This window comes from Pseudomonas kielensis, assembly GCF_014236655.1.
GTDB lineage: Bacteria > Pseudomonadota > Gammaproteobacteria > Pseudomonadales > Pseudomonadaceae > Aquipseudomonas > Aquipseudomonas kielensis.
Map to the genome: position 1 here is coordinate 1 of NZ_JACMYG010000089.1, position 942 is coordinate 942.

Here is a 942-nt window from a genome sequence, read left to right on the forward strand (position 1 = left end):
CGCGCAGGATGATCCGGGGGAGGCGTTCGACGAGTGGCAGAAAATTATCAAAAAAAACAAAGAACTCCAGAATGAAAAGATTATGGGGACGCCGCACGCCCCTCTCGTCGAATTTTATTACGACAAAGCCACGCTGAAGGACCTCGACTGATGCGCCGCGTTCTTTTGTTGTCATGCCTGCTGCTGGCGGCTTGCGACAGCCGCAGCACCTTTACCTATATGAAGAAGGACCCTCATGTGAATCCGCTCACCGAGATCAAGGCCAACCTGGCCTTTACTTGTGTACACGAACAAATCCCCGCGCCCTCCACCGAGGCAGATGTGCTGTTTCAGTACGCCCGCTGGCTACAGAAAAACAATCAGCTCAAGCAGGACAAAAGCGTTGATGTCGAGATCGAGCGCCTGTACCGCATTGCCGCCGAGAACGGCCATTACAAGGCCAATATCAATTTACAGAACGGTGCCATGCGCGGGCATTTCCAGCTTCGTGGCGATGAGCATTTGCGTCTGAGTCAACGACTGATCAGCGAAGGTGTGGCGACGGGGTATTACTTTGTCGGGATCTTCCTGCAACAGGGTTCGGCCGGGCTGAAGCAGGATCCGGAGATGGCCCTGCGTTACTACCGCAAGGCTGCCGATAGCGGTAATGCCCAAGCCCAGGCGTATGTGGGCGAGAAACTGGCGCCGAGCGATATGGCCCCGGACATCGCCCGGCAAATGCGCCGCTGTGCCGCGGAGCAGGGCAATGGAGAGGCTGCTCTGGCATTAGGTATCAATCTCCAGGGCAAATCGCGTTACCAGGAAGCGCTTGAAGCCTTCCAACTTGGAGTCGTTGCTGGTAACAGTACTTCGGCTTCTTTTTTGAGCGCAGGCTTTCGCAAGCCCCTCCCTACCGATGAACTTAATTATCTCGGCCAACAGGAAGACCTGGAACGCGCGGCA

General features: G+C 55.7%; 1 protein-coding gene. It reads left to right on the forward strand.

The annotated features are described in order from the left end of the window. Window positions 1–150: 150 nt before the first annotated feature. Window positions 151–942: tetratricopeptide repeat protein (locus H7995_RS28115; protein ID WP_185819327.1), on the forward strand; the 792-nt coding region annotated here is incomplete at its 3' end.